The 25,635-nt window shown below is 65.0% G+C and carries 21 protein-coding genes; 11 read left to right on the forward strand and 10 right to left on the reverse strand.

Annotation, left to right across the window (positions count from 1 at the left end):
• Window position 1 precedes the first annotated feature (1 nt).
• The 10 genes from OTER_RS19855 to OTER_RS19895 form a co-directional block, all read right to left on the reverse strand.
• Window positions 2–544, reverse strand: coding sequence for a DUF3341 domain-containing protein (locus tag OTER_RS19855; RefSeq protein ID WP_012376734.1), 543 nt, complete (start codon window positions 542–544; stop codon window positions 2–4).
• Entirely contained in the window at window positions 544–2,025 is a 1,482-nt protein-coding gene (gene nrfD, locus OTER_RS19860) for an NrfD/PsrC family molybdoenzyme membrane anchor subunit (RefSeq protein ID WP_012376735.1), read from the reverse strand. Before nrfD ends, OTER_RS19855 begins: the two co-directional genes overlap by 1 nt.
• Window positions 2,022–5,399 (reverse strand): TAT-variant-translocated molybdopterin oxidoreductase, encoded by a 3,378-nt coding sequence (locus OTER_RS19865; protein ID WP_012376736.1) that lies wholly within the window; start codon window positions 5,397–5,399, stop codon window positions 2,022–2,024. Before OTER_RS19865 ends, nrfD begins: the two co-directional genes overlap by 4 nt.
• The gene (locus OTER_RS19870; protein ID WP_012376737.1) at window positions 5,396–6,049 is read right to left on the reverse strand and encodes a cytochrome c3 family protein; all 654 of its coding nucleotides are present in this window, start codon (window positions 6,047–6,049) and stop codon (window positions 5,396–5,398) included. Before OTER_RS19870 ends, OTER_RS19865 begins: the two co-directional genes overlap by 4 nt.
• Window positions 6,050–6,080: 31 nt before the next feature.
• Entirely contained in the window at window positions 6,081–6,272 is a 192-nt protein-coding gene (locus tag OTER_RS25950; RefSeq protein ID WP_148218186.1) for a hypothetical protein, read from the reverse strand.
• Between the two features lie 166 nt (window positions 6,273–6,438).
• On the reverse strand, window positions 6,439–7,848 hold the full coding sequence (locus OTER_RS19875) for a hypothetical protein (protein WP_148218187.1): 1,410 nt from the start codon (window positions 7,846–7,848) through the stop codon (window positions 6,439–6,441).
• Between the two features lie 118 nt (window positions 7,849–7,966).
• Entirely contained in the window at window positions 7,967–8,659 is a 693-nt protein-coding gene (locus OTER_RS19880; protein ID WP_012376739.1) for an ABC transporter ATP-binding protein, read from the reverse strand.
• An 8-nt stretch (window positions 8,660–8,667) separates the two neighbouring features.
• The gene (locus OTER_RS19885) at window positions 8,668–9,912 is read right to left on the reverse strand and encodes an ABC transporter permease (RefSeq protein WP_012376740.1); all 1,245 of its coding nucleotides are present in this window, start codon (window positions 9,910–9,912) and stop codon (window positions 8,668–8,670) included.
• Between the two features lie 18 nt (window positions 9,913–9,930).
• Complete coding sequence (locus OTER_RS19890) at window positions 9,931–11,034, reverse strand: efflux RND transporter periplasmic adaptor subunit (protein WP_012376741.1); 1,104 nt, start codon at window positions 11,032–11,034, stop codon at window positions 9,931–9,933.
• Window positions 11,031–12,419 carry a TolC family protein gene (locus OTER_RS19895; RefSeq protein ID WP_012376742.1) on the reverse strand — a complete coding sequence of 463 codons (1,389 nt, stop codon included), beginning with the start codon at window positions 12,417–12,419 and terminating at the stop codon, window positions 11,031–11,033. Before OTER_RS19895 ends, OTER_RS19890 begins: the two co-directional genes overlap by 4 nt.
• A gap of 309 nt (window positions 12,420–12,728) precedes the next feature.
• Here OTER_RS19895 and OTER_RS19900 point away from each other — a divergent pair, with 309 nt between their 5' ends.
• The 11 genes from OTER_RS19900 (at window position 12,729) to OTER_RS19950 (ending at window position 25,634) form a co-directional block, all read left to right on the forward strand.
• Complete coding sequence (locus tag OTER_RS19900; RefSeq protein WP_012376743.1) at window positions 12,729–13,706, forward strand: GDP-mannose 4,6-dehydratase; 978 nt, start codon at window positions 12,729–12,731, stop codon at window positions 13,704–13,706.
• Entirely contained in the window at window positions 13,703–14,293 is a 591-nt protein-coding gene (cysC, locus tag OTER_RS19905) for an adenylyl-sulfate kinase (protein WP_012376744.1), read from the forward strand. Before OTER_RS19900 ends, cysC begins: the two co-directional genes overlap by 4 nt.
• Before the next feature lie 159 nt (window positions 14,294–14,452).
• A complete protein-coding gene (gene cysD / locus OTER_RS19910; RefSeq protein ID WP_012376745.1) occupies window positions 14,453–15,358 on the forward strand; it encodes a sulfate adenylyltransferase subunit CysD in 906 nt (301 codons plus the stop codon).
• 112 nt (window positions 15,359–15,470) lie between these two features.
• The gene (locus tag OTER_RS19915) at window positions 15,471–16,760 is read left to right on the forward strand and encodes a sulfate adenylyltransferase subunit 1 (RefSeq protein WP_012376746.1); all 1,290 of its coding nucleotides are present in this window, start codon (window positions 15,471–15,473) and stop codon (window positions 16,758–16,760) included.
• A 219-nt stretch (window positions 16,761–16,979) separates the two neighbouring features.
• Window positions 16,980–17,966, forward strand: coding sequence for a GDP-mannose 4,6-dehydratase (gmd, locus tag OTER_RS19920; protein ID WP_012376747.1), 987 nt, complete (start codon window positions 16,980–16,982; stop codon window positions 17,964–17,966).
• Window positions 17,967–18,160: 194 nt separating this feature from the next.
• On the forward strand, window positions 18,161–18,985 hold the full coding sequence (locus tag OTER_RS19925) for an ABC transporter permease (RefSeq protein WP_012376748.1): 825 nt from the start codon (window positions 18,161–18,163) through the stop codon (window positions 18,983–18,985).
• An 86-nt stretch (window positions 18,986–19,071) separates the two neighbouring features.
• Complete coding sequence (locus OTER_RS24500) at window positions 19,072–19,686, forward strand: methyltransferase domain-containing protein (protein WP_012376749.1); 615 nt, start codon at window positions 19,072–19,074, stop codon at window positions 19,684–19,686.
• A complete protein-coding gene (locus OTER_RS19935; protein ID WP_012376750.1) occupies window positions 19,683–20,417 on the forward strand; it encodes a sulfotransferase domain-containing protein in 735 nt (244 codons plus the stop codon). Before OTER_RS24500 ends, OTER_RS19935 begins: the two co-directional genes overlap by 4 nt.
• Complete coding sequence (locus OTER_RS19940) at window positions 20,411–21,952, forward strand: methyltransferase domain-containing protein (protein ID WP_012376751.1); 1,542 nt, start codon at window positions 20,411–20,413, stop codon at window positions 21,950–21,952. The genes OTER_RS19935 and OTER_RS19940 overlap by 7 nt, the downstream gene beginning before the upstream one ends.
• Before the next feature lie 122 nt (window positions 21,953–22,074).
• Window positions 22,075–24,411, forward strand: coding sequence for a glycosyltransferase family 9 protein (locus tag OTER_RS19945; RefSeq protein WP_012376752.1), 2,337 nt, complete (start codon window positions 22,075–22,077; stop codon window positions 24,409–24,411).
• Window positions 24,408–25,634, forward strand: coding sequence for a glycosyltransferase family 4 protein (locus OTER_RS19950; protein ID WP_012376753.1), 1,227 nt, complete (start codon window positions 24,408–24,410; stop codon window positions 25,632–25,634). The genes OTER_RS19945 and OTER_RS19950 overlap by 4 nt, the downstream gene beginning before the upstream one ends.
• The last annotated feature ends 1 nt before the right edge of the window (window position 25,635 follow it).

Raw genomic sequence — 25,635 nt, forward strand, 5'->3', positions numbered from 1 at the left:
GTCAGGCCTCGAGCTCCGTGATTTCGCCGCCGCCAGCTTTCTCCAGCAGCGTGCGGGTGTTGGCCGCGTTGAAGCGCGGGTCGCGCGCCTCGATGACGATGAAGAACTGGTCGTCCATCCCGCGCTTGATCTTCGGATACTTCAGCACCGGGTGATAGTGCATCGGCAAACCGTTCACCAGGAACATGCCGATGATGGTCGCGAACGCGGTGAACAGGATCGTGAGCTCATACGAGATCGGAAACGCGAACATCGGCGAGAAATACGGCTTGCCGCCGACGATCAGCGGATAGTCGTAGGCGTTCATCCACCAGATCGACGTCATGCCGGTGCAGAAGCCCGTGATGCCGCCGACGAGGGAAATCCGCGGCACGATCGAGCGCTTCAAACCCATGGCCTTGTCCATGCCGTGAATCGGACACGGGGCGATGACGTCCCAGTATTTGTAGCCGGCGTCGCGCACCTGCTCCGCCGCGTGATAGACCGCGGCGGGCGTCTGGAAGGTGGCGATCAAGCCGTAAGGTTGGACGGAAACGGAGGACATCAGTGTTTCTCCATTTTGATCGGGTCACCGAGGCCCGTGGTGTGCGCGTGATCGTCGGGCCCGTGGCCGTGCACGTCCGCCTGCGGCGTCACCGCTTTCAGTTCCGCCATCGGCATCACGGGCAGGAACCGGATGAACAGCAGGAACAGCACGGAGAACACGCCGAACGTGCCGAAGAACGTGAAGATCTCGACGATCGACGGGCTGTAGTAGCCCCAGCTCGAGGGCAGGAAGTCGCGGGCGAGCGAGGTGACGATGATCACGAACCGCTCGAACCACATGCCGACGTTGACGAAGATCGACAGCACCCAGACCAGCGTCGTGTTGCGGCGGACCCATTTCGACCAAAAGAACTGCGGCGTGATCACGTTGCACGTGATCATGATCCAGTAGGCCCACGCGTAGTTGCCAAACGCGCGGTTGATGAAGGTGAAGCCTTCATACGGGTTCGCGCCGTACCACGCGATGAAGAACTCCATCGCGTAGGCGTAGCCGACGATCGTGCCGGTCGCCAACGTGATCTTGCACATGCAGTCGATGTGGTACTGCGTGATCAGATCCTCGAGTTTGTAGACCGCGCGCAGCGGCAGCATGAGCGTGAGCACCATGCCAAACCCGGAGAAGATCGCGCCCGCGACGAAATACGGCGGGAAGATCGTCGTGTGCCAGCCAGGCAGCAGCGAGACCGCGAAGTCGAACGACACGATCGTGTGCACCGAGAGCACCAGCGGCGTCGAGACGCCGGCGAGGACCAAGTAGGCCATCTCGTAGTTGCTCCAGTGGCGGTTCGAGCCGCGCCAGCCCATCGCGAACAGCCCGTAGAGGAACGAGCGGAAGCGATTGCCGGCGGCGAGGAACCGATCGCGCAGCACCGCGAGATCGGGAATGAGACCGACATACCAGAACAGCACCGAGACCGTGCCATAGGTCGACACGGCGAACACGTCCCACTCGAGCGGCGAGCGGAAGTTCTGCCAGATCCAGTTCGAATTCGGCAGCGGGAAGAGATACCACGCATACCAGATGCGACCGACGTGGAAGACCGGGAAGATCGCGGCGCAGACCACCGCGAAGATCGTCATCGCCTCCGCCGCGCGGTTGATCGACGTGCGCCACTTCTGGCGCAGCAGGCACAAGATCGCCGAGATCAGCGTGCCCGCGTGGCCGATACCGATCCAGAAGACGAAGTTGACGATGTCCCACGCCCAGTTGACCGGATTGGCGTGACCCCACACGCCGACGCCCGTGGCGACGAGATACGTCAGCCCGGCGACGGTGAACGAGGCGACGAAGCAGGCGACGACGAAGCAGACCCACCACCAGCCGGGCGTCTTGCCTTCGATGATCCCGCAGATCTTGTCGGTGATCCACGCGAAGCTGCGGCCGTGCTCGACGAGCGTGGCGCGCGGCAGCACCGCCGGCTTCACTTCCTTGAGGATCGCGGCGCCCGCGAGCGCGGCGTGTTCAGCGTGCGTGCTCATCCGTGGCCCTCCTTGGTCGCGGGCGCGCCGTGCTCATGCGCGGGAGCGTGCCCCTCGGCGCCGCCGCCGTGGCCGGCGGGATGGTTCTTCTTCTCGTACTCGACGCGACTGAACGGCCGGGCGACGTAGTCTGGCATTTTCGGATTCGGATTCCGCAGCTTGCCCGAATAGGTCGTGCGCGGACGGGTGTTGAGGTAGCCCAGCACCGCGTAGTCGTGCTCGCGAGCTTTCGCCTTCGAAACCGCGCTCTCCGGATCGAGGATGTTGCCGAAGACGATCGCCTCGACCGGGCAGGTCTGCGCGCAGGCAGGCACAATCGTGCCGTCCGGCACCGCGATGTCGTCGGGGTGGCCGGCCTTCGCGGTCTTCACCTTGTGCTGGATCTTCGCGTTCTGGATTCGTTGCACGCAATAGGTGCACTTCTCCATCACGCCGCGCATCCGGACGGTGACTTCGGGATTCTTCACCATCTTCACGAGCTCCGGCATGCCCTGCGGGCCGACCGGGCCGAGGTAAAGACTGTCGAGCTGGCGCTGGTTGTAATCGAAGAAATTAAAGCGGCGGACCTTGTAGGGACAGTTGTTCGCGCAATAGCGCGTGCCGATGCAACGGTTGTAGGCCATCGCGTTCAGGCCCTCCTCGTCGTGCACCGTCGCGTTGACCGGGCACACGGTTTCGCACGGCGCGAGCTCGCACTGCACGCACGCCATCGGCTGCAGCGAAACCTGGGGATCCTCCGGCAGGTGCTTGTTGCCCTCGCCGCCGAAAGCTTCCGCATCGGCGTTGCCGTCGGAGTAGTAACGGTCGAGCCGGATCCAGTGCATCTCGCGGCCGCGCAGCACCTGATCGCGACCGACGATCGGAATGTTGTTCTCGGCCTGACAGGCGACGACGCAGGCGTTGCAGCCGATGCACGTGTTGAGGTCGATCGACATGCCCCACTGGTGGGTGCCGGACTGGAGCGCGTCGGGTCCGCCGAACGCGGGCGTCTTGTAGAGCGAATTGCCGCGCGGGATCAACGTGGCCCGCTCGGCCGGCGTCATCGCCTCGCCCTGCTCGCCGAGAATCGACGGGCTGTGCGACTCCATGCCGAACGCCGCGACGAACCGCGGGTTCTCCAGAAACTCGTCGACGTTGGCCTCGCGAATGATGTCGCGGCCCTCCATCGACCAGTGCTCCTGGGTATTCGGCATCGCCTTGACGTCTTGCGTCGGCACGAGCTTCCCGCCCACGGTGAAATGCAGCCCCGCCGACGTACGCAGCGGATAGAAATCGTGGCCCATGCCGCGACCGACGTGGCCCGACTGCGTCCGACCGTAGCCGAGCGGCAGCACCACGGTGTAGTTCGAAAGTCCCGGCTGGATGTGGATCGGCGCGCGCACCGTGCGGCCGTTCACCGTCAGCTCGCCGATGAACGCCTGCTCCTTGCCTTGGTGGAAACCGGCCATCTCGACCCGCGCGACCTGCAGCGTCGAGCCGTCCGGATAGACGCCTAGTTCGCGCGCGAGCCGCGGGCTGACGAGAATCGCGTTGTCCCACGAGATCTTGGTGATCGGATCCGGCAGCTCCTGCAGCCAGCCGTTGTTCGCGAACCGACCGTCATCCATCTTGTAGTCGGTGACGAACCGCACCTCGAGGTTGTCCTTCGAAAGTGCTGCCGGATTGCCCGCGCCCGCGCCGAGCAGCCGGGCCACGCCGGCGGCGTTGTAGCTCACCGCGACGGTCGGATACGCGGAGTTCGCGAGCAGTCCGTCATGGAGAAACTGCTGGAAGGCCTTTTCCGCGTCACCGCCGGCCAGCGCCGTGATCGTTTCAAGCACCAGCGCATACGGATCAGGATTGTTCGCGCCCACGATCCGCGCGAGCACTTCGAGCTCGGTCAGCCCGCCGAACAGCGGCAGGATCATCGGCTGGATCGGCACGATCGTGCCGTCCGCCGTGCGGGCATCGCCCCACGACTCGAGATAATGCGCCGCCGCGAGATGCGCGCCCGCCGGTGAGGCCACCGTGGTCTCGTCGGTGTGGTAACCGAGCCGGACCACGTTCTTCACCGACTTCTGCAGCGCCGCCCAATCGAGATCGGCCGGCGCATTGTACACCGGGTTGCCACCGAGGATGACAAGCGTGTCGATCGCGCCATCGCGGATCGCCGTCGCGAGCGTCTGGATCGATGCGGCGTCGTTCGTCGGCGGGGCGACGAAGTCGACCGTCGCCCCGATGTTGCCGAGCGCCGCATTGATCGCGTAGGCGATCGCGTGCACCTGCTCGGGCAAATGCGCCCCCGCCACGAACACGCTGGTGCCGCGGTGCGCCAGCAAATCCGCCGCGCACTCGTCGATCCACTTCGGATCGATGTCGAGCCCGGCACTGAGCGGCGCGAACGCCGCACTGCCGGTGATCTTCACCGCGAGGGCCGCAGCGAGCGCGAGCATGTGACTGCTCGCCAGCCGCAGCCGGTGATCCGCCATGCTGCCCGTGATCGTGAACGCGCTCTCGGCCACGTAGAGCCGGTTCATCTGTTGCGCGTCCTCGCGATTCACCACCCGCCGGCCCTTCGCAAACTCGCGGGCGTAGTAAAGTCCCGCGCCGTCCGGCCGCAGGAAATCCGCATCGAGCGAAACGATCCGCCGCGCCCGGGCAAAGCGATACAACGGCCGCACCGGCTGGCCGAACGCCGCCGTCGCCGCACTCACCGGCGCCTCGTCGGCCACCGGCTCGTACTCCGCCCAGATCGCCCGGGGCAACCGCGCCCGCAACTGCGCGAGCAGCCGCGCGCGCGTCGGCGAGCTCGACTCCTCCGCGAGAAACGCGAGGCCCGCCCCGCCATTCGCCGCGTGAGACGTGCCGATCTGCGCAAGCTGTTCGTTGAGGTCGGCGACGTTGAGCTTCCGCCCCTCGCGGGTGTGCTGCGTCGCGCGTTCCGGATCGTAAAGATCGAGCACCGACGCCTGCGCGAGCAGCGAGGCCGAGCCGCCGTGCTGCTGGTAAGTGGGATTGCCCTCGATCTTCGTCGGCCGGCCCTGATGCGTCTCGGCCAGCACGGGAATCGCCGTGCGGCGCAGCGGCATCGCCGTCGCGAAATACAGCGGCAGCCCGGGAATCATGCCCTCGACCGACTTGCCGTAGGGCAGCACGTATTTCTCCGGCCGGCGGCAGCCCGCCAGTCCGACGCCGCCGAGCGCGAACGACGCCGCCATGATCTTGAGGAAATGCCGGCGATCCACGCCGTTCAGCTCCGAAGCGCCCTCGGGAAACTCGCGGTGCAGCTGCTCCTGAAACCCGGGCGTCGCCGCCAGCTCGTCGAGGCTGCGCCAGTATTTCGGGCCGGTCGGCTCGCTGTTCGCCGGCGCGGAATGGTCAGATTTGCGTTTCATCGATGGCAACCGGTGCAGCTTTGCGGCGGCTTGATTTTCCAGTCGTGCACGAACTTTTCACCGGCGGCAGTCCCGGCCTGCGCCGCGATCGGAAGTGAATCCAAATTGTAAACGTCCTGCGGCGCGCGCACGCGTGTCGCCGGATTGCGGTGACACTCGAGGCAGAACGACATGCTCAGCGGCTGCTCGTGCGTGACCACGTCCATGGTGTTGACCTTGCCGTGGCACTCGACGCAACTCACGCCGCGGTTCACGTGGGCGGAGTGATTGAAGAACACAAAGTCCGGGACCTCGTGCACCTTCACCCACGGCACCGGGTCGCCCGTCTCGTAGCTTTGCTTCACCACGGCGAGCAGCGGGCTGTCGGGCTTGACCTGGTTGTGGCAGTTCATGCACGTCTGCGCCGTCGGCACGACGGAGGTGCGGCCCTTGTCGACGCCCGTGTGGCAATAGCGACAGTCGAGGCCGAGTTGGCCGGCATGAAGGTTGTGGCTGAACGGCACCGGCTGGACCGGCGCATAGCCGACCCGGGTGTATTTCGGCGTCATGTAGTACGTGACGCCCGCCGTCGCGATCCCGCCCAGCACCACCAGATAGATTACGATCTGGAGCGGGAGTCTGTTCGCCGATTTCGGGAAAAGAGAGGACATGAACCGGAAAGACGTCGATCGGCCCCGAGGGTCAGATCGAATCCGCGCGGCGCGCGACCGCGCGTGACTCGCGCTGGAGCGTGAACCCTGCGGCCTTCACCGGCGTGCTCGCATCGGCGGCCGCCGCGGCGCGCTTGGCGAACAATCGCGGGGCGAGGCTCGCGACGGCGGCGATGCCGATCAATTTGGCGAGAAAGGTCTTTCGTGAAGGGTCGTGGCTCACAGCGGGGGGAGGGAAACAGTGAAAAAACGCCGCCAAAGAAGGCGCCGGATTTTCGGATGTAAAGAACTTTACCGCATTTTTTGTGAACAAAATCCGAGCAGCCTTGATGCTCGACAAAGATTGCTGGCGGAGGAACCGCCCATCGACCCACCGTTTGCCTTTTGGTTCAGAATCGCAGCGCGTCCGGCAGTTGTTTTGCCGCCGCGAGCATTTCCAGCCAGGTCACCGGCGCGTGGCGCGCGATCGCACCGCTGCGGTAAAGGAGAGCCAGATACACGTTCCAGCCCGCGGCCGCAGCGGCGATGACGAGCAATGCGCGACGACTGCGAGCTCCTGCGCGCCGAAACAACCAGCCCGCGCCGGCCATCATCGGCAGCAGCGCGGCATCGTAGCCGCGGTTGCCGAAGGCGGAGGCAAACCACCAGCACCACCAGGCGGCGTTGATGAAAGCGGTGGCGCACCAGGCCGCGCCCCAGCCGAGCGCGGCGCCGCGCTGCTGCCAGATCCAGCCCAGCATGCCCGTGAACGCCACCAGCAGGAACGGATGCCAGTAAAACAGACCGTGCCACGACGAGAACCACGAGTTGAGCAGCTCGGGTCGCGCCCAGTGGAAAGCCTCCCCTTCCGCGCCGTAGCTGAACACGAACCATTCGCCATACACGACGCGCCACGCCCAGAGCTGCAGCAGAACAAACGGCGCTGCGCCGAGCACCAGCATCGCGAGGCTCGAGACAGCACGAAGCCGTAGAGCGGGGTCTCCCGACGCCGCCGCGCCAGCAGCTGACCCAATCTCCAGCGTCAGATCTCCCGAATCCGTCGCAGCACGCGGAGCGGCGGGGTCGGGAGACCCTGCCCTGCACCGAGCTGCCCGCCGGACCGTCCACGCGACCACCACCCCGAACACGACCAGCTGGAATCGCGTGGTGACCGCCAGCCCGAACGCGGCTCCCGCCAGCAACCACCAACCGCGATTCACCGTTGGTCGATCCACGGACGAGCCGGCGGTGGCCCGCTCGAGCGCATAGGCCAGCAGCGCGATCGCGAAAAACGCCGCGCCATGACTCATGCTCAGATTCACGCTCTGGTAATACAGCAGCGGACTCGCCAGCCACACCGTGAGCAGGCCGAGCAGCGCCGCGGCGCGATCGTTCAGCCAGGAGCTGATCACCTTAACCGCGAGCAACAGCGCCAGCACCGCGAGTAGAGCGTGGCCGACTTGCACGGCGATCTGGTGCACCGGTCCGAACCCGTCGCCCGACAATGACCACCAGCCCGTCCAGCGACCCACGCCGACGATCGACTCCGCCGCCAGATAGGAGGGCAACGTCAGGACGGCCCAGCCTACCCCGTATTTGTTTGGAATCCGGTCGCTCTTCGTCGGCGGCAGCCCTAGCGCTGCGGCGCGCTGCTCAGGCACGAGCGTGTTGCACGCCGCGAGATCATTGCGGAAATCCCAATCGCCATCCTCGATCGCGGAGCGGAGCCAGAGATAGTTGAACGTGTTGTCGTAGCCGCGCAGCGCGCTGCGGTACGGGATTTCGGCGAGCTGTGAAACGAAAAACGCGAGGCCAATCACGAAACAAAGCACGACGCCGGCGCGGGCTGCCCCTGAGAGCGCGGCCGCCCCCGGCCGCAACAGCCCGTCAGCGGCCGACGACGGCCGCGCTCCTGGAGAATCCGTCTCCCCTGCCCCGCTACCCGACGAACAGCCCATCGCGCATGCTGCGGACCGTGTCGCACCGGGCCGCGAGTTCCGGGTTGTGCGTCACCAGCACGACGGCCTGGCCGTGGTCCTTCGCCAGCCGCGTGAGCAGGTCGAACACGAGGTTCGAGTTTTTCACGTCGAGGTTGCCCGTCGGCTCGTCCGCGAGGATGATCGCCGGCTGGTTGGCCAGCGCGCGGGCGATGGCTACGCGCTGCTGCTCGCCGCCGGAAAGATGATTCGTCAGCCGGTGCGTTTTTTCGCCCAGCCCGACGTCGCTCAGCAACCCGCGCGCCCGGTCCTCCATTTCAGCCGCCGCGAGCCGGCCGAGCTTGCGCATCGGCATCATGACGTTTTCGAGCGCCGTGAACTCCTGCATCAAAAAATGAAACTGGAACACGAATCCGATGTGCGCGCCGCGCGCCGCGGTGCGCTCCAGATCGCTGCTGTTCGACATCAGCTGGCCCTTGATCCAGATGTCGCCCTCTTCCTGCCGATCCAGCAGTCCCAGCAGGTAGAGCAGCGTCGATTTCCCGCAGCCCGAGGGCCCGACGATGGCGTAGACGTGACCCGCCTGCGCCTCGAACGACACGCCGCGCAGGACGTGCACGCGGCCCTCGTCCTGACCGAGATGGCGGTGAATGTTGGAGCATCGGAGGGCGAACTCGGGAGCGGTGGTCGACATGATCTCTCCTATTGCGCCGTGCCGCGAATGACATCGCCTGGCTCGAGCTTGGCCGCCCGCCGCGCGGGGATCAGGCTGGCCACCATCACCATCGTCACGGCCGTCAGCACCGCGGCGACGTAGTGCCACACCGACCAGGCGACGATGAAGGTTTCCGTTTTGAAAATTCCGGTGACTCGCAGCGGCAGCTGCGACACGCCCCAGGTGATGCCGGCGCCGAGGAGACATCCGCCGACGGTGCCGATCGCGAGCACGATCACGGCCTGCCAGAGGAAAATTTGGGAAATGTCCTGCCGGGTGTAGCCCATCGAACGCAGGATCGCGATCTCCTTGGTCTTCTCGAGCACGATCATCGCGAGCGTGTTGAACATCGCCAAACCCGCGATAAGCGTGAACACCGACACCGTGATCGCCGTCGACATCCGCAGCGCGCGAAACACCTCGAGCCAAGTCTTCTCGCGCACCTGCCAGGGTCGCGTCTGGTGCTTCAGCACCTCTTCCATCCGCGCGGCATCCTCGGGGGCCCGCTCGATATCGGTGACGTTGATCTGAATGTATGAGGCCCCCGTCGGTTTTTTCAGCAGCGAGCGGGCTTCGCTCAGGTGCACAAAAACCCGGCTGCGGTCGTACTCACTCACGCCCGTTTCAAAGATCGCGCTCACGCGATAACGGCGCTGCTGGTCCAATGTTTCGAGGACCAGTGAATCGCCCACCGCGAGTTGGAGCCGGTTCGCCATTTCGCGGCCCACCAGCGCCCCGGTGGGCGCTCCGCGGAAAGTCGCCGCCTGGCCGCGTACAATCTGTCGCTCCAGATCCGACACCTTCACGTGATCGTCGAAATCGATGCCGTACACCCGGACGGTGTCATGGGAGAGTGAACTGCGGACAATCACCTGGCCCGTCAGCACGGTCGAAACCGCCACGACGTTGGAGAATTGCCGCACCGCCTCGCTTACGAGTTCGGGCTCCTCGATGCCTTCGATGTATTTGCGGCCCTCCGGCTGCCGAATGCTGAAAATCGACGCGGTGTTGCCCGCCGCCATGCTGCGCATCGTGTCCTGCACGCGATCCTTGATCTGGATCGCGCCGTCCGTGCCCAACATCGTGTGGACAAAAAGCTTCTCGAAACCCGTCGTCGTCGCCTGGGTCACGACAAAGAGTCCAACCCCGAGCACGATGCACGAGAGGCTCATCGCCATCGCGCGCTTCTTCGCGGTCAGAAACCGAAATGCGATCCGCAGGTTGGGCGACATGTCCGAGGCGACTTGTCGTTAACGGCCCGACGCATCGTCCACGCGGACGCGATCACCGTCACGAAAACGATCGAGATCGTCCACGATCACCTGCTCACCGGCCTTGAGCCCTTTCAGAATCTCCACGGACGTGAGGCTGACATAACCCACCTCCACCGTGCGCAGCCGCACGCGGCCGTTCTCTACGACCAAGACATTGTTTCCGAACAGCGCGCGCCGCGGAATGATCGCCTCGGCATCGCGCTCGCCGACCACGATCGTCAGTTCGCCGGTGAGCCCCGGGACCAGCTTCTCCGGTTCGATCTGCACCTCGAGATACACGATGTAACGCTGCGTAGCCGGATCGGCGGTGGGCAGGATCTTGGTGACTTTAGCCCGATACTGTTGCTCCCCGTAGCCAAGAAACCGCACCTGCGCATCCTGTCCCTCGCGCACCCCGGCGAAGTTCTCCTCGCTGATCCGTCCCTCCACTGTGCGCGTCGTGCTGATCAGGATCGCGATGGGCGCGCCGCCGCCGATCAAGTCGCCCGGTCGTGCGCGCACTTCGGCGACCACGCCGTCAAATGGAGCGACGATGGTCATTTTCTCCAACTCGCGCCGCTTCGCCTTCAGCGTGTTCTCGAACGTCGCCAGTTCGTGCTCGTTGCCCACCTCCTCCAAGGCCAGCTTCTGTTCGATCGCCTTCAGCCCACGCCGCTGTTTCTCCAGCTCCGCGACCGGGTAGTTTCCGCTCTCCACCATCCGCTCGAGATGCGCGATGTTTTCGCGCGCCGTGACGAGGTCGAGCCGGGTCGACGAGCCGATCTCGAGGCTTTTTTTTCGCGCCGCGTAGTCGCTCTCGATCCGCTCGATTTCGAGTTCAAGATCGCCGGTGTCGAGTTGCACCAGGAAATCGCCTTGGCGGACCTTCAAGCCCGGATCCAGCTCGCTCTTGATGACCCGGCCGCCAATCTCGCTCTTCAGTTCCATCTGATACTCGGCCCGCACGATGACGCTGCCGGGCACGAGATTGACGGCGCGGTCCTTGACCGCCGCGCTGACTTGCGCCGTTGGCCGCAGGTAGAGGCTCAACGCAACACCCAGCACGACCAGCGCCGCAGCGATAAACAGGAACTTTTTCATCGAGGTAAAGAGGGCAGGTTCGTGAGCGCAGGATCGTTCAACGTGGCGGAGAGCAAATCCGCCGCCCGCAGCAGGTAATCCTGACGGGCGTTAAAGGTGCTCACCCGCGCATCAAACAGCTGCAGCCGCGCGTTCTCGAGATCGGTGGGCGACGCGAGCCCGAGCTTTTGATCCTCTTCCTTGGTCCGGAAGCTGCGCTCGCCGAGCGCGAGATACTCCTCCGACATCGCCAGCCCGCGCGCGGCGAAGTCCAACTGTCGTTTTTTCGCGCGGACGCTCACCAACACGTTCTCGCGCTGCACTTCATAGGTGCGCTCGGCCTGTCGCCGCCGCGCCAGCGCCGACGCCTTGGCCGCGCGGCTGGCAAACCCGTCGAAGATCGACCAGTTCACCGAAACTCCCGTGTAGAGCGACTGCACTTCGTAGCGGTAGTTGCGGGCGCTGTTCTGCGTGTAGACATAGTCCTGCTGGTCCTGCGTCAATCCCACGACTGCGTTCACCTTTGGCCGCAACCGCGTCTTTGCGATGTCGTAGTTCAACTGCTCGATATCGACCTGGCGGCGGAGATTCTCCAGTCCGTAGGTCACCGGATCCTCCTGGGTGGTGAACGCGCGCACGAGGCCGTCGATCTCGGTTTCCGCGCGCGCGATCGCCGGGATTTCCCGCGGCACCTCCTCGTCCGGAATCGTCGGCATGCCGCAAAGTTTCCCGAGCACATACCGCGCGGTATCGTAATCCTCCTGAAACCGATCCGTCCACAGCCGGGCCTGCTCGGCGCCCATCCGCGCGGAGAACAGGTCGGATTCGGAGATTTCCTTGCGTTCGAACCGCTCGCGCGCGATCTGCCACGATTGTTCGGCCATCCGCTGCGTGGCGCGCGTCCGCTCCACGCTGAGTCGCTTGAAAATCAGCTGAAGATACTGGGAGCGGATTTCGCTGATCAGCAGCCGGTAGGCTTCGACGGTGTCTCCCTGGGCAATCTTCACCTTCAGCTCGCCGATCCGGCTGGCGTCCTTCAACGCGCCCCAATGGAAGAGCGGTTGTTCGAGAAAAACGTTGTAAGCCACCTTCTGGGTCGTGGTGGTTTCCGAGGCGTCGCCCCGGCGATCCTGCGTCCACGGGTAATAGCTGCCGTAGGCCCGCATCGAGGGCAGCTGGCCTGCACGCAGCGTCGTCCGCTCGGCTTCGGCCACAATCTCGTCGGTGTTGCGGGCGATCATCCGCGGCGCCTGCTTGACCGCGGTTTCCAGCAACCGCTTCAACCCGGGAAAGTAGTTTTCGGGCAGCGGCAGGACGGGACTGCGCAGCGGTTGCGCTGGAAGGGAGCCGACGAAGAGAACGGAGCAGACGCCCGCGAAGGCCAGAAGGCGAAGGAGACGAAGCATCAAAGGAGGGACGATGGGCATTTCCTGCGTGGAGACGACGACTCGCCGACACTGCAGCAGATCTGTGAGCCAATCGGAAGTCTTCAGTTCCGTCGCAATCGCGCAGAAGGCAGTCTGTCGCAACGCCGTGCAAGCTGAAATTGTCGCCGGCTCGCAAGGTCGCACGGGCTTTCCGCCCGCGGATTACGCCGCGCGCCCCATTGCAGTTCGCCACCCGCTATCTTACGTCACGGGCGAGATGCTCGTGCCATGCCCGGTCGTGTTTGGCTTTGCGCTCGGCGGTGCCCGCGCCATAACCACGGGGTTCTCATGCCCAAAGCATTCATCACCGGCATCACCGGCCAGGACGGCTCGTATCTGTGCGAGTGGCTGCTGGCCCGCGATTACGAGGTGCACGGTCTGGTGCACCGGCCGGATGCCCTCGCCGCGAGCAATATCCGCCACCTCGTGACCGACGCGAAGGTGCTGGGCCAACGGCTGTTTTTGCACAATGGCGCGTTCGAAGACGCGACGCACCTGCGCCGGATCATCAGTCGCGCCAAGCCGAACGAGTTCTACCATCTCGCCGGTCAGTCGAGTCCGCGACTCAGCCTCGAACTGCCCGAAAGCACGGTCGACAGCATTGGGATGGCCACGCTCCGGTTGCTCGAGATTCTGCGCGACCTGCCGGACCCACCGAAGTTTCTCTACGCGTCGAGCAGCGAGGTCTTTGGCTCGCCGCCACATTCACCGCAGGACGAACTCACGCCGGTCAACCCGACGACGCCCTACGGCGCGGCGAAGGCGTTTTCCCAGCAAATGGCGCGGATCTACCGCATCGCCTATGGGCTGCAGACGTGCGCGGTGATTCTCTACAACCACGAGTCGCCCCGCCGCAGCAGCAACTTCGTGACGATGAAGGTCGCCCGCGCCGCCGCGCGCATCAAGCGCGGGCTGCAGCAGGAGGTCCTGCTCGGCAGCCTCGAGGGCAAGCGCGACTGGGGCTGGGCGCCCGATTACGTGCGCGGCATGTGGCTGATCCTGCAGGAGCAGAAGGTCGATGATTTCGTGCTCGCCACCGGCGAGCTGCACTCGGTCGCCGAACTGGTCGCGACCGCATTCGAGTGCGTCGGCCTGAACGCGCGCGACCACGTGCGCCACGATCAAAATCTCGTGACCACCGTCGAACCGGTTGCGCCCTGCGGAAATCCCGGGAAAGCGCGCCGGATCCTCGGCTGGGAAAACACCGTGCCGTTCAAGGAAATGGTCGCGCGACTGGTTGAAGCGGAACTCAAGAAGCTCGCATGAGCGCCGCGCGTCACGTCTCGCGCCTCCCGGAGGCAGCAGCTGACAGGGCCTCGTTCACGCCTCACGTCTTCTGGCTGTGCGGACTCTCCGGCGCCGGCAAATCGACACTCGCCGCACGGCTCGCCACGGCGTTGCGCGCGCGCGCGATTCCGGTGCTCGAGCTCGACGGCGACCGCTTGCGCGGCGGCTTGTGCGCGGGACTGGGTTTCTCCGACGCCGACCGTTCGGAAAACCTCCGCCGCGCAGCCGAGACGGCGAAGCTCGGGGTCAGCTCGCAGCTCTGCGTCGTGGCATCGTTCATCACGCCGCTCGAAAACCAGCGGCAGCTGATCGCGCGCACGATCGATCGCGACTGCCTGTCGTTCGTCTTTCTCGACGCGCCGCTCGACGTCTGCCGCGCGCGCGACGTGAAGGGGCTCTACGCCAGGGCCAAAACCGGCGCGGTACCCCACATGACCGGGCTCACCTCCGCCTTTGAACCACCGAGAAACGCGGATCTGACAATCGAAACCAGCCGGGAAACCATCGACCGGTGCAGCGAGCGCCTGGTGGCGTTTGCCCTGACGCGGCTCCGCCCGCCCCGCTGACGTTCTGAAGGCGAAATGCGTTGTGAAGAGATCAGGTTTTCCAATCCAGCTTCAACCACAGATGCACACAGATAAACACAGATTAGGACCGGATTTCCATCTGTGTTCATCTGTGTCCATCTGTGGTGAAAACCGTCTGAGGTTTGCCCCAATCGGATCATGACTTCCCTGCACCTCAGCCACCTCGACCTGCTCGAGCACGAGGCGATTCACATCCTGCGCGAAACCGCCGCGCAATTCGCCTCGGCCGCCGTGCTTTTCTCCGGCGGCAAAGACTCGCTGGTGCTCGCCGCGCTGGCGCGCAAGGCCTTCGCCCCGGCGCGCCCACCCTTTCCGCTGCTTCACATCGATACCGGTCACAATTTTCCCGAGACGCTCGCGTTCCGCGACGAGTTTGCCCGGACCTGCGGCTACCAGCTGATCGTTCGGCGCGTACAGGACACGATCGACGCCGGCCGCGTGACCGAGGAAACCGGCCCGAACGCCAGCCGCAACGTGCTGCAAACGGTGACGCTGCTCGACGCAATCGCCGAGTTGAAGCTCGACGCCGCGCTGGGCGGCGGCCGCCGCGACGAGGAAAAAGCGCGCGCCAAGGAGCGCGTGTTTTCGCACCGCGATGAATTCGGGCAGTGGGATCCGCGGAACCAGCGGCCCGAGCTCTGGAACCTTTATAACGGCCGCAAGCGCGCGGGAGAACATTTCCGCGTGTTCCCGCTCAGCAACTGGACGGAACTCGACGTGTGGGCTTACATCCGCCGCGAACGGCTACCGCTGCCGAGCCTCTACTTTGCGCACGAGCGCGAGGTGTTTCTGCGCAACGGCTCGCTGCTCGCCGTCTCCCCGGCCCTCCCGCTGCTCCCCAGCGAACAACCCCAGCGCGAAACGGTTCGTTTCCGCACTGTCGGCGACATGACCTGCACCGGCGCGATCCGCTCGACCGCCGCCACGCTCGACGCGATCGTCGCCGAAATCGCCGCCGCGCGACAAACCGAACGCGGCACACGCTACGACGACCAGCGCTCCGAGACGGCGATGGAAGACCGCAAAAAAGCCGGCTATTTCTAGCTGCACCGCCGATTCGTTCCGCAGACCGAACTCCCCAACCTTGAACGTCGAACGTCCAACTTCGAACTCCGAATCCCAATCGCTAGGCGGCCGTCCGCCGGCGCCTGGTCCAGTGCTCTCAACTCTCAACGCTCAACTCTCAACCACGCCGGCGCCCGACCTCCTCCGTTTCATCACTTGCGGCAACGTCGACGACGGTAAGAGCACGCTGCTCGGCCGGCTGCTCTACGACACCAAGTCGATTTTCGAGGACCAGTGGAACGCCGTGGAGCGCGCCAGCGCGCGGCGCGGCGATGCCTACACCGACCTTGCGCTCCTCACCGATGGACTGCGCGCCGAACGTGAACAGGGCATCACCATCGACGTCGCTCATCGCTATTTTGCCACGCCGCGGCGGCGGTTCATCGTCGCCGACTGCCCGGGCCATTTTCAATACACGCGCAACATGGTCACCGGCGCGTCGGCTGCGCAGCTCGCGTTGCTGCTGATCGACGTGCGCAAGGGGCTCACGGAGCAAACGTGCCGGCACGCGTTCATCTCCACACTGCTCCGGATCAAACACCTCATCGTGTGCGTGAACAAAATGGACCTCGTCGACTTCCGGCAGGAGGAATTCGAACGGGTGCGCAACCAGTTCATGGCCTACGCCGAGCGGCTCGACGCCGCGGACATCCAGTTCATCCCGACAGCCGCGCTGCCAGGCGACAACATCGTCACGAAGTCGCCGCGCATGCCGTGGTTCGAAGGCACACCGCTGCTCTACACGCTCGAAACCGTCTACGTGCGCAACGACGCCAACCACGTCGACCCGCGCTTCCCGGTGCAGACGGTGATCCGGCCGCAGGACCCCGCCGCGCCCGATTTCCGTGGGCTCGCCGGCCAGGTCGCGAGCGGTGTGTTCCGTCCGGGCGAGGAGGTCGTTCACCTGCCCACAGGTTTCACCGCGCGAATCAAGGCGATCCACGGTCCGTCCGGCCCCGTCGACTCGGCCTTTCATCCGATGTCGGTCGTGCTGGAACTCGATCGCGACCTCGACATCGGTCGCGGGGACATGCTGGCGCGACCGAACAACATGCCCGAGGCCACGCAGGATCTCGAGGTGATGCTCTGCTGGCTTTCCGAGCAGCCGCTCGATCCCGCGCGGCGCTATGTGCTGCAGCACACGACGCGCGAGACCAAGTGCCTGGTGCGCGCCGTCCGGTATCGGCTCGACGTCACGACGCTGCACCGGCAAAGCGACGCCGGCGGCGCCGCGGTGCAGATGAACGATTTTGCGCGCGTCTCGCTGCGCACCATGGCGCCGGTGTTCCGCGATTCCTACAAAAAGAACCGACAAACCGGCGCGGTCATTCTCGTCGACGAAGCATCGAACAGCACCGTGGCAGCGGGGATGATCCTCTAGAGGTAAAACGAAAACTCGTCATGGCAGCCGATTGCCCCGTAGGGCCGGTGCTCGCCGCCGGCCGCGAACACGTTTGGCACGCGTTTGTCGTTTCCGGCTGCCGTCAAGCGGCAGCCCTACAACGCTCAGCGGGATGTTTCGGATCGCCTCGACTCAGTCGGAACCCAATGGACCGCAATTAGGCTCGCCAATGTGCAGCCGCGCGTATCACCAATCCGCATGCCCAAGAAAGCCTTCATCACCGGGATCACCGGTCAGGACGGATCTTATCTGACTGAGCTGTTGCTCGAAAAGGGCTACGAGGTCCATGGCCTCGTCCGCCGGGCGAGCACGATGAACCGCGGCCGGATCGACCATCTCAACGGCTTCGAGCACGGGCCCGACAAGCGGCTGTTTCTCCACTACGGCGACCTCGCCGACAGTGTTTCGCTGGTGAAACTGCTCTACGCGCTGCAGCCGGACGAAATCTACAATCTCGCCGCGCAAAGCCACGTGCGCGTGAGCTTCGACGTGCCCGAATACACCGCGGACATCACCGGCGTGGGCGCAGCCCGCATTCTTGAGGCGATCATCGAATCCGGCATCGGCAAAAAAGTCCGCTACTACCAGGCATCGTCCTCTGAAATGTTCGGCAAGGTGCAGGAGGTACCGCAGCGCGAGACCACGCCTTTTTATCCGCGTTCGCCCTATGGCTGCGCGAAGGTCTTCGCGCACTGGCTCACGGTGAACTACCGCGAATCCTACAATCTTTTCGCGTGCAGCGGCATTCTGTTCAACCACGAGTCGCCGCGGCGCGGCGAGAGCTTCGTCACGCGGAAGATCTCGCTCGCCGTCGCGCGAATCAAGAAGGGCCGGCAAAAGGAGCTTTATCTCGGCAACCTCGACGCACAGCGCGACTGGGGCTACGCCAAGGAATACGTCGAAGGGATGTGGCGAATGCTGCAACAGGACCAGCCGGACGATTACGTGCTCGCGACCAACGAGACGCACACCATCCGCGCCTTCCTCGAGGCGGCGTTTGGTCGCGTCGATCTCGACTGGCACGATTACGTGCGGTTCGACGAGCGTCACCTCCGTCCGGCCGAGGTCGACCTGCTGATCGGCGATTACTCCAAAGCCCGCGCGCGGCTCGGCTGGGAACCACACACGCGGATGAAGGCGCTCGCCGAACTCATGGTCGACGCCGACCTCGCGGCGATCGGGTGAGTGGGCGTTCCCTCCGACGCAGCCGAACTCGTGAGGTAGGGCCGCCGTTCACCGGCGGCCGTGAACCGCGCGGCCGGCGATAAACGCCGGCCCTACGAACGTATCGCGACCGGAAATCCGGAGGAAGCATCCTCCCCCTCACCTGTGTGCTGGTGTCGCGCCGGGTTTTCTGCCGAAATTCATCGTCTTTCCTGATGAACACCTCTTCCGCCAACCCGCTCACGCCGTTCATCCTCCTCTGGCGTCACCGCGAGTTGCTCGACCAGTTCACCCGACGCACCATCCAGCAGCGGCATCGCGGCAGTTTCTTGGGCGTGGTCTGGACCGTGTTGACGCCGCTGCTGAGCCTCGGACTCTACACCTTTATCTTCGGTTACGTCTTTAAATCCGAGTTTCAAGCGGTGCCGAATCCATCGCGCTTCGACTATCCCCTCGGATTATTTCTCGGTCTCGTCCTGTTCCAATTTCTCGGCGAGCTCCTCGCCCAAAGTCCCTTGGCCATCGTTACGCAGCCAAACTTCGTCAAGAAGGTCGTCTTCCCGCTCGAAATCCTGCCGGCGGCGGTGGTCGGCGCGGCCGCCTTCAACGCCGCGGTCAGCTTCGGGCTCGCGCTCCTCGGCATCGTGCTCCTCGGCCATGGCGTCGACTGGCACGCCCTTTCCGTTTTCCTGATTTTTCCGCCGGTCCTGCTGATCGGGCTGGGCTGCGCCTGGTTCCTCGCGGGCTTGGGTGTGTTCGTGCGCGACACGGCCAACGTCATGCCGTTCCTCGTGCAGGTCCTGATCTACACCAGCGCGGTATTCTTTTCCGTGAACCTGGTGCGCCACAGCGCCGGCTGGATCATCCTGAAATTCAATCCGCTGCTGCACGCCGTGGAAGCGACGCGCCGCACCGTCCTCTGGCACCTGCCCGCGAGCGCCCACAGCCTGATTTTCCTCTGGGTCGTGGGGCTCGTCACCTGCTATCTCGGCTACGCGTTCTTCAGCAAAACCCGTCACGCGTTCGCGGACGTGCTGTGAGGCGGTAGCCGCCGCGTGGCCCGGCGCGTCAGCGCAGGGATTGCTTGCGGACCTGCGGTGTTTGCCAACCATGGCCGACTGCCTTTATGCCGCTGCTCGAAGAGTATCCCAACGCGCCTGACTTCTTCTTCGCCTACCGGCACTGGCTGTCGTTCCCCTCGGTGCAGCGCAAGCCCGGCGGCTGGGAATTCGAGGGCCACTTTTATCCCGACTACCTCTTCGTCGGCGGAGCATCGTTTGCGATCGAGCGCGTCGCGCGGCGTTACTGCACCGGCACGGGCCTTGATATCGGCGCAGGACTCTGGCCGCTGCCGGGCGCCACCGCGGTCGATCTGGAACGTGGCCCCGGCCATGGCCGCACATTGGATGAATTTGCCGACAGCTCGCAGGATTACGTTTTCAGCTCGCACTGTCTTGAGCATATCACCGACTGGCGGACCGCGCTCGCGAGCTGGATCCGCAAACTCAAGCGCGGCGGCCGGCTCTTTCTGTATCTCCCCCATCCTGAGTGCGCCATTTGGCGTCCCGGCTCGCCGTTTGTCGGCGACGGCCACAAATGGCAACCCACGCCGGAAATCCTCAAGAGCGCCCTCGCCGAGTTGCAGGGCAACCTGATCGCCCACGACGACGGACCGGACGCGATGCGCAGCTTTTTTGTTTGCGCCGAGTTCGGGCTCACGCCGCGCTTCCCTGTCGTATGACGTCCGAGAGCTATTACTTTGGCAGCCAACTGGCGGTCCGGTGCGATTACTACGCATTCCCGCGGACCGGCAGCCACTATCTGTGGGCGTGTCTCACCGGCTTGCTCGACCTCGTGTTTTTTCCCAACGAGTTCGTGGAAAATCCGGAGGCACTCCAGCGCGCCGAAGAACTCAACCCTCACACTTATTACGTGCTACGGTTGCGGGAAGACGGCGTGCCTTTCCAGCCCGTCTACATCAATGCCGCGCCCAACGGCGTCCACGGCAAGCCCGCGGCCTCGCCGTGGCCCGCGCTGCTCTTGATTCGCGACCCGCACCCCACGATTTACAGCTGGTATCACACCGCGGTCGAACGCTGGGGTGCCAAGGTGACTGATCGACGCGCCTGGATGCGCGACGCCTACCAGCAGTACCGTGAGTTCTACACGGCCGCGCTCGCGCTGCAGCAGCAGGCTCCTGATCGCACTTGCCTCGTGCGTTTCGAAACGCTGAAGCCCAACGCCACCGAGCTCGAACGCATCGTCCGGTTCCTCGGCGTGCGACCCAAACTCTCGCCCGCGTTCGTGCACTGGTGGACGCAATTCGAACGAATGACCCAATCGGGCCCGCGCACGTTTTATCGCCACGGCAACAACACCCGCTGGCGCGAGGATCAGGGCTGGCTCGCAGATCTAGAGCAGATCAATCCGGGCAGCTTCGCCGATTTCGGCTATCCCGACCAACCATGCTAGACACATCCGCCCACGCGGTGAACGACGCCTGGTTCACTTCCGTCGATCAATGCTGGTGCGGCGGTCATAGCCAGACCCCGAGTCCGCACGCCGCGTCCTACCTCGTGTGCGAACGCTGCGGCACGCATTTTTCCGCCCGCCGGCTGCGCCCCGAGTGCATGGGCCAGTTCTACAGCTACGAGGGCTACTGGCAGAAACGGCAGCAGGGCAAGCAGCACCCCACGCTCTGGGATCGCCAGCAACTGCTCGAAGCCGACGGTCGCGTGCAGCATTGGATCCAGGCGATGGAGCGCCATCTGAACGGCGCCCGCGGGACCGCCGTCGAGATCGGCTGCGCCGAGGGCACGCTCCTGCTGCATCTACGGCAGCTCGGTTGGCAAACCGTCGGCGTCGAGCCCGACGCGAAAACCGCCGCCGCGGTGCATGAACGCACCGGGCTCGACATCCGCGCCGGCGTTTTCCCCGACGTCGCGGTGCCCGCGTGTGAGCTGTTCGTCGCCTGCGACGTGCTAGAGCACATTCCGGAACCGCTCAAATTCCTGGGCGCGGCTCGCGACGCCTTGCGGCCCGGCAGCGTGCTGTTTCTCCAGCTGCCTTTGCTCGAACGCGACGTGCCGGATTTCGGCTCGATGAACGACAAGGTCTTCGATCCGCAGGAGCATGTCTTCATCTACTCGCGCGATTCAATCACGACGCTCCTCGAGACCGCCGGGTTCGAAATCCTCGAAAACCACGACGCCTGGCGCCGCGCACACGAGATCGTCGTCGCGCGCCGTGTCGAGCGGCCCGACCGTCCCGTGCGCCACCTCGCGAACCTCAGCGAGATGTTTTCGCGCGAATGGTGCCAGCTCATCGACGAGCTCAACGCTTTCGGCGCGCCGCACGGGCTGCGCCAATTCACCAACTGGTCGAAGATCTGGGAGTATCCGTGGCTCTGGCACCACGATTTGTCCGGCCTCGACTGGTGGGGCCGCCGGGTGATCGATCTCGGATCAGAACAATCCCCTTTCCCTTGGTGGCTCGCCTCGAAAGGCGCGCACGTTACGCTCATCGAAACCCGCCGCGACTGGATTCCCCAATGGGAGACGATCCGCTCGGCGCTCGGCGTGAAAGTCGATTGGCAGATCGTCGATTCCTGCCGGTTGCCGATCGCGGATCGGTGCGCGGACGTGGTGACCAGTCTCTCCGTCATCGAACACCAGGACGACAAGTCGCTCGCCTTCCGCGAGGTCGGGCGCGTCCTGAAGCCCGGCGGGCTCTTCGCGTTGTCTTTCGATATCTGTGAGCCGGCGATGGGGATGACGTTCCCGGAATGGAATGGCCGCGCACTCACCATGCAGGAGTTTGAAACGTTGATCGCACAACGGCCCGAATTCTCGCTGCCGGCCGGCTTCGCCTGGAACGTGGAGGACATTCCCGCCTTCCTGCGCTGGCACCGGCAGACCGCCGCACATCACAACTACGTGACGGCCGCCGCCGTGCTCCGCAAACGCCCGGCAGGTTTGTTTCAGCGGCTGCGCGGTCTGCTGCGATGAAGCCTCGGGTGCCCTAATCAGGCGGTTGCGCAACTGGGTCGAATGAGATCACATCCCCTCGTGCGCCGCTTCGTTGCAGCTCTGCGCGTGAGCGCAGGGGCGTGAGCCGCCAAGTTCCAGCGATGAGAATCCTCCTTTCCAAGCCCGACGCGCTCGGCGATCAACTGATCGCCGCCGGTGCCGTGCAGGCGCTGCGGACCTTGCGGCCGGACATCCAGATCGTCTGGCACGTTCGCCGTGGAATGGAGGTCGTGGCCTCGCTGCTCGGCGGAGACGTGTTCGCGCCGCAAACCGACCAGCCGCCCGAATCCGAAGCGACCCGGCTGGCGCAGACCGCCGCACCGCTCGTCTTCCTGCCCTACCCGCTCTCGTCCTACGAGCCGTGGAGTGACGACGTGGGCCGGCGGGTGAAATGGTGGGCCGCTTTTCTGCAGGCGACGCGCTGGGACGCTGCGATCCTTGGCTTGGTCAACCGGACGTGGGTCGGCGATCTCACGGTCGCGCTCGCGCCCGCGTCACAGCAGATCGGATTCGCAGCCAGCGCCGCGCGGCAGCCGCTGGTCAACGAAGCGCATGCGCTGGTGTCCGCGGGCGCGCCGGTGTTCACGACGACGCTCGAGCCATCGTGGACGCGCTCCGAGTCCGATCAACTGCGCGATCTTCTCGCCGTGCTGGAGCCGCGTCTGGCGACCGGCGCAGCTGCAGCTTGGCGCGCGCCGGTGTCATGGGAGCCGCGCACGAGCGCGCCCTCGACAGCGCACGTCCTGATCGCGCCGGGCGTTGGCGGCGATCCGCGCCGCGCCTGGCCGTTGGGCAACTTCCGCGCCGTCGCTGACGGGCTGCGGTCGCGCGGCGCGCGCGTGACCTGGGTGGAAGGTCCCGGCGACTCGCCCTATCTCGCAGGACTGCCCGCGGACGATCAGCACCCGCGTGCCGTGTTTGGTCCGACGGATCTACCCAAACTCAACGCCGCATTCGCCGGCGCCGATCTCGTCATCTGCCACGACACGGCGTACGCACATCTCGCCGCAGGCATTGGCGTACCCACGGTGGCGATCTACGGTGCCGGCCAAGTCAGCCGCTTCCATCCGACAGGCGGCCGGGTCAAGGTGGTTCAGAGCCGGATCGCCTGCGCGGGTTGTCAATGGCACTGCCTCTTCGAACGACTGCACTGCGTCGCCGACATACCCTTGGCCACCGTGGAGAGCGCAGTTGAGCACATGCTCAGGGGTGATGCCTCGCCCGTGTTCGTCGATGTTCGCACGCCGTTCGCCGATGCCCCGGAGGGCGAGCTGCTCGCGTTGCGCCACCGGCTCCAGCAGGAGATTCTCACGCTCAACGCCGACCGGTTCGCCCGACTGCAAATCATCCAGAGTCTTCTCGCGCAACCGAAGCTCCAGCCAGCCTCGCTGCAGCGGCCCGAAACGGAACCGCGGCTGTCGGTCATCATTCCCATGGGCCGGCCGGATCGCGTCGCCGCAACGCTTGCGTCGCTCGCGGCGCAACAGCGCGTGCCGGCGAATTGGGAGATCATCCTCGTCGGCGTGGAGGCCGCGGCCGTCGCCCGCGCGCACCCGCATTTGCCCGTCGTGCCGGTCGTGCTGTCCGCCAACCAACTGCCGCCGCGCACGCGCTGTCTCGGCGTCGAGAAGGCGACCGGCGAATGGTATCTGTTCATCGACGATGACGTCGAGCTCGCCACCGATTGCTACGCGCGGCTGCTCGATCTGCTCGCTTCACCGATGTTCTCGCCCGCCGCGAATCCCCGCGTCGGCGCGATCGGGCTGCGGCTGCCTGGCAAGAGTGGGCGCTTCTTCGAGCGGCTGACGGACATCTCGAATTTTTGGGCACAGCAACATTCCGCCGCCGAGGATCGTGACTGGCTCTATAGCGCCGCCGTGTTCGTACTGGCAGAGGCCTACCATCGCAGCGGCGGGTTCAACCCCGATTTGCCGAACGGCGAGGACGTCGACCTGACGCGCCGGATCGTGGGCGCCGGCTACCGCCTGCGGTACGAGCCGAGTCTGGTCGCGCGGCACGATCATCGTCGCGACACGCTGCTGTCGATGTGGCGGTATTTTTGGAAGAACGGGAACGCGGCCCAATACTTCTTCGCCGCACAGGCCGGCGCGTGTCCTTTCAGCGTGAAAACCGCGTGGTTGAAATCCTGGAGCGATCTGCGGATGAACATGGCGTTTCAACGCGCCCGCGGCGTGCAGCTGGGCCTGCGCACACCACTTATCTGGCTGAACTACCTCATCGTCGAAGCGTCCCTCGAGCAGCATTGGCAGGAATATCTGCATCGCAGCGGTCGCTATCGTGAGCTCCCGGCGCGCGCACGCAGCGACGTGACCTACGTTCAAGCCCTCACTGGTTGGGATGCCGGCCGTCGCGTGCGCGGCGCCTGCCGTTACGCGCTCGCCGTCCTGCAGGATTTCGCCAACCCGGTGCGCCGATGAGAATCGGGATCGGCCTCAACCTTCTCGCGCCGGATCACGGTGGCGTCACCAACTACGCGTTGACGCTGCTGCGACACTGGCCGGAGCTGGCGCCGGAGCATCCGATGGTGCTGTTCAGTTTCGCGCACAACGAGTCGCTGCTCGCCACGCTTCCCGCCGTCTCATGTCAGCATGAGATCCGACTCCAGACCCAGGAGGAAGTGCTGCAGCACCTCGACGAGTTCGACGTGTATTTCTGCCCGTTCGGAACGCTTTGGCCCCGGCCTGTTCGAAAACCGTCCGTGCTCACCTTCCACGACATGCAGGAGCGGTTTTATCCGGAGTTCTTCACGACGAAGGAACACGCCGAACGCATTTACCACTACGACTGGTCGCTGCGCATGGCCGACGCCGTCATCGCCGTGTCCGAATTCACGCGCGACATGGCCGTCGAGATCGGCGGCGCCGCCCGTGCCAAGGTGCATGTGGTTCATCACGTGCCCGACGCGCTGCCCACGCCGGCCGCACCGGCGGCGTGGCCCGGCGGCGACGCTGGCCGGCCGTTTGTTTTCTACCCGGCGAATTTCTGGAAGCATAAGAATCACCTGCGACTCCTGGCCGCGTTCGCCCAAGCTCGCACGGACGCGCCTGAACTGCGGCTGGTCTGCACCGGCAGCCTGCTCGGACGCGAGGCTGAGTGGCACGAGGCGGTGCGTGGCCATGGGCTGCAGGATCACGTGCTCCATCTCGGCAAAGTCACGCGGGCCGAAATCAGCTGGTTGTTCCAGCACGCCAAGGCGCTCATCTTCGCGTCGCTGTTCGAAGGTTTCGGCATCCCGCTGCTGGAAGCAATGCAGTCGGGTTGTCCGATCGCTTGTGGACACAACACCAGCCAGCCCGACGTTGCCGCCGTCGCCGCGCTGTATTTCGACGCATCGAGCACGGAGTCGATCGCAGCAGCGATCACCCGATTGCATCGCGATGGCGCGCTGCGCTCGCGTTTGGCGGCGGCCGGCCGCGAGCGGCTGAAGGTCTTCACCACGCAACGACTCGTGCAAGGTCATCTCGTGGCTTTTCAGAGCGCCTGCCGCCGGCACACTCGCTGGCGCACGTGGTTCAACGAACACGTGCAGCTGCCGCGCTCGCGCCACACGCGCACGACGCTCTCCCCTCGCGAGCTCCGGATCGCGGCGCGCCTGCTCCAGCGGCAAGCCCGGCTGCCAGCGGGCTGCGAACACGTCTGAG

This window comes from Opitutus terrae PB90-1, from assembly GCF_000019965.1.
Taxonomy (GTDB): Bacteria; Verrucomicrobiota; Verrucomicrobiia; order Opitutales; family Opitutaceae; genus Opitutus; species Opitutus terrae.

Excerpts from the sequence above, each read along its gene's own strand:
- OTER_RS19940 (WP_012376751.1), top strand. The coding sequence starts at position 20,411 with ATGCTAGACACATCCGCCCACGCGGTGAACGACGCCTGGTTCACTTCC.
- OTER_RS19925 (WP_012376748.1), top strand. The coding sequence starts at position 18,161 with ATGAACACCTCTTCCGCCAACCCGCTCACGCCGTTCATCCTCCTCTGG.
- OTER_RS24500 (WP_012376749.1), top strand. The coding sequence starts at position 19,072 with ATGCCGCTGCTCGAAGAGTATCCCAACGCGCCTGACTTCTTCTTCGCC.
- nrfD (WP_012376735.1), bottom strand. The coding sequence starts at position 2,025 with ATGAGCACGCACGCTGAACACGCCGCGCTCGCGGGCGCCGCGATCCTC.
- cysD (WP_012376745.1), top strand. The coding sequence starts at position 14,453 with ATGACTTCCCTGCACCTCAGCCACCTCGACCTGCTCGAGCACGAGGCG.
- OTER_RS19885 (WP_012376740.1), bottom strand. The coding sequence starts at position 9,912 with ATGTCGCCCAACCTGCGGATCGCATTTCGGTTTCTGACCGCGAAGAAG.
- OTER_RS19890 (WP_012376741.1), bottom strand. The coding sequence starts at position 11,034 with ATGAAAAAGTTCCTGTTTATCGCTGCGGCGCTGGTCGTGCTGGGTGTT.
- OTER_RS19880 (WP_012376739.1), bottom strand. The coding sequence starts at position 8,659 with ATGTCGACCACCGCTCCCGAGTTCGCCCTCCGATGCTCCAACATTCAC.
- OTER_RS19865 (WP_012376736.1), bottom strand. The coding sequence starts at position 5,399 with ATGAAACGCAAATCTGACCATTCCGCGCCGGCGAACAGCGAGCCGACC.
- OTER_RS19945 (WP_012376752.1), top strand. The coding sequence starts at position 22,075 with ATGAGAATCCTCCTTTCCAAGCCCGACGCGCTCGGCGATCAACTGATC.
- cysC (WP_012376744.1), top strand. The coding sequence starts at position 13,703 with ATGAGCGCCGCGCGTCACGTCTCGCGCCTCCCGGAGGCAGCAGCTGAC.
- OTER_RS19935 (WP_012376750.1), top strand. The coding sequence starts at position 19,683 with ATGACGTCCGAGAGCTATTACTTTGGCAGCCAACTGGCGGTCCGGTGC.
- OTER_RS19900 (WP_012376743.1), top strand. The coding sequence starts at position 12,729 with ATGCCCAAAGCATTCATCACCGGCATCACCGGCCAGGACGGCTCGTAT.
- gmd (WP_012376747.1), top strand. The coding sequence starts at position 16,980 with ATGCCCAAGAAAGCCTTCATCACCGGGATCACCGGTCAGGACGGATCT.
- OTER_RS19895 (WP_012376742.1), bottom strand. The coding sequence starts at position 12,419 with ATGCTTCGTCTCCTTCGCCTTCTGGCCTTCGCGGGCGTCTGCTCCGTT.
- OTER_RS19950 (WP_012376753.1), top strand. The coding sequence starts at position 24,408 with ATGAGAATCGGGATCGGCCTCAACCTTCTCGCGCCGGATCACGGTGGC.
- OTER_RS19855 (WP_012376734.1), bottom strand. The coding sequence starts at position 544 with ATGTCCTCCGTTTCCGTCCAACCTTACGGCTTGATCGCCACCTTCCAG.
- OTER_RS19870 (WP_012376737.1), bottom strand. The coding sequence starts at position 6,049 with ATGTCCTCTCTTTTCCCGAAATCGGCGAACAGACTCCCGCTCCAGATC.